General features: G+C 43.5%; 3 protein-coding genes and 2 pseudogenes. All 5 read left to right on the top strand.

Annotated features, from left to right (window positions below):
* Positions 1–12 precede the first annotated feature (12 nt).
* The 5 genes and pseudogenes from NC238_15110 (at position 13) to arsM (ending at position 2533) form a co-directional block, all read left to right on the top strand.
* A pseudogene (locus NC238_15110) lies at positions 13–87 on the top strand (DUF2703 domain-containing protein).
* A gap of 210 nt (positions 88–297) precedes the next feature.
* Complete coding sequence (locus tag NC238_15105) at positions 298–786, top strand: DUF2703 domain-containing protein (protein MCM1567236.1); 489 nt, start codon at positions 298–300, stop codon at positions 784–786.
* A 222-nt stretch (positions 787–1008) separates the two neighbouring features.
* Positions 1009–1455: a C-GCAxxG-C-C family protein gene (locus NC238_15100; protein MCM1567235.1), complete on the top strand. Its 447-nt coding sequence runs from the start codon at positions 1009–1011 to the stop codon at positions 1453–1455.
* Positions 1456–1503: 48 nt separating this feature from the next.
* Positions 1504–1764, top strand: coding sequence for a carboxymuconolactone decarboxylase family protein (locus tag NC238_15095; GenBank protein ID MCM1567234.1), 261 nt, complete (start codon positions 1504–1506; stop codon positions 1762–1764).
* 152 nt (positions 1765–1916) lie between these two features.
* Positions 1917–2533, top strand: a pseudogene (arsM, locus tag NC238_15090) (arsenite methyltransferase).

Below are 2533 nucleotides of genomic sequence, written 5' to 3'. Positions count from 1 at the left end.
ATTGAAGATATTTTGAATATCGAGGTATCAGAGAACTACTGTGATTCATGTACAAATTTACTGGGGACCAATACCTACTGCCGGACGGTAACGTTTGAAGGCAGCGAGTATGAAGATATCCCCGCCAAGGCTATCCGCCAGGCGGCGTTCAAAGTACTGGGTATAGAGGAAGAAAAAGCACCGGCGGAAAACTCCGGCTGCGGTTGCAACAGCAGCAGTTGCTGCCCTCCTCCCGCTGAATCCCGGGTGCCCACAGGTCAAACAGTCTGTTGCGCTCCCCAGGGGACGGACTCATCTATAACCGACCCCGAGAAAAGGCGCCTGGATATCGAGTTCCTGTTTTTGGATCTGAACGTATGTGTTCCCTGCCGGGGGACAGATTCCAGCCTGGAAGAAGCCATCTCGGAGGTCTCAAGTGTTCTGGAAGCAACCGGAATTGAGGTGGATGTGCGAAAAATCCACGTACAGAGCGAGGAGCAGGCTTTGGAGCTGGGGTTTGTCAGCTCCCCCACCATCCGCATTAACGGCCAGGATATACAGCTTGAGGTAAGAGAAAGCCTGTGTGAGTCCTGCGGTGATCTCTGCGGTGATGATGTAGACTGTCGCGTCTGGTTTTATCGGGGAAAAGAATACTCCGTTCCCCCCAAGGGGCTGATCATTGAGGCAATCCTTCGTGAAGTTTACAAAGATGAATGCGCTGCGATTCCGGCCCGTCCGGCAGAATTACCAGATAATCTTAAGAAGTTTTTTGCTGCCAGGCAAAAGAATGAAACAAATATAGACTAAAAACAAAAAGCGGCTTAAAAAATAGCCGCTTTTCTAATGGGGAAACCCTCTAATTAATAGTTTCAATGATAGATCAAATTTTATAAAATATTTTTATTTGACTAATTAATAAAAACATTGTAAGTTTGAACCGAAAATAAGGATTCCTTCCGCGGGTATGTTTTTAGCACTCTTTGTAAGAGGTTCTCTCAACACAGTTCTGAAATGGAAGGTGGCAGTGTTTTGAAAAATAATATTGACATCGATAAAGTAAGGAAAACAGCAGAGGATTATTATCGCAATGGTGATTTCTTTTGTTCCGAATCAATTGTTAAAACAATTAAAGATGAATTCAATTTAGCGGTTCCCGATGATGTTATATCAATGGCTTCCGGTTTTCCTATAGGCATGGGTAGTGCTGGCTGCACTTGCGGCGCAATCGTAGGTGGGATTATGGCCCTTGGGTTATTTTTCGGCAGGACGGAACCCAAGGATGAAAAGGTCAATAAGACCATGGAACTATCTAAAGAATTGCATGATATCTTTCAAAAACGTCATAAATGTTTGTGCTGCCGCGTGTTAACAAAAGGAATGAAACTTGGGTCTCCAGAGCATATGGAACAGTGTATCTCTTTTACAGGCGAAGTTGCTGAAGAAACTGCGAAAATAATAATCAGGGAATTAGACTAGTAAATATAATTTCAGACTCACAAACATGAAAGCTAAAGGAGTAATATAATGGACGAACGAATGAAAGAACTGATCGCAATAGGTGTATCGGTTGGGGTTCACTGTCAACCCTGCCTGGATTTTCACCTGGGCAAGGCGCGGGATTTAGGTATTGGCGAGGATGAGATCAAGGAGGCCGTCGAAGTAGGCCATATGGTAGAAAAAGGCGCCTTAAACGCCATGAGAAAACATGTCAGTTTGGTTCTAAATAAGGTTCAAACGCAAGGTGGTGCATGCTGCCCGGGCGACAAATCCAGATGTTGTAGTTAAATAATAGAAAATGATTTTTTGGTCAAATATTTGAGAAGATAAGTAAAAGCGGTTTGCCAGAAAAAAAAACTGTATTTGGAGGGAGTAATATGAATCCAAACAAAACAGCTGAAGTTGTCAGGGCCGCCTACGGGTCTATTGCCAAACAACAAAACGGTTGTGGTTGTGGCAGTTCTTGCGGTGATGATGTAGGGGAATTTGCTAAAAATCTTGGCTATTCTGACAGCGACCTCAGCGTTATACCTACGGAAGCTAATTTGGCCCTAAGTTGTGGGAACCCTACGGCGATTGCCCGCCTAAAAGAAGGTGAAGCAGTTCTTGACCTCGGTTCTGGAGCAGGTTTCGATTGTTTTTTGGCGGCAGCTAAAGTTGGTCCGGCAGGCAAAGTTATCGGTGTTGACATGACACCGGAAATGGTTGAAAAGGCAAGGAATATAGCTTCAAAAGACCATTATGCCAATGTTGAATTTAGACTTGGAGAAATTGAAAATTTGCCTTTAGCAGATAATTCGGTTGATGTAGTGATAAGTAATTGTGTTATTAATTTATCTGTCAACAAAGCCAGAGTTTTTCAGGAAATATATAGGGTCCTTAAGCCTCAAGGAAGGGTGGCCATATCTGATATTGCTCTACTAAAAGAGCTTCCGGAAAAAACTCGAGCCAGTATAGAAGCTTATGTCGGTTGTGTTGCCGGCGCATTGCTGATTGATAAGTATAAAGAAGTAGTTGAAGCCTGTGGATTAAAAGATGTAAAAGTAACCGTTAAAGG

Origin of the sequence: Dehalobacter sp. (assembly GCA_023667845.1) — a bacterium.
Lineage (GTDB): Bacteria > Bacillota > Desulfitobacteriia > Desulfitobacteriales > Syntrophobotulaceae > Dehalobacter.
The sequence above is the reverse complement of the archived record's forward strand: the minus strand, read 5'-3'. Positions and strand labels throughout refer to the sequence as shown.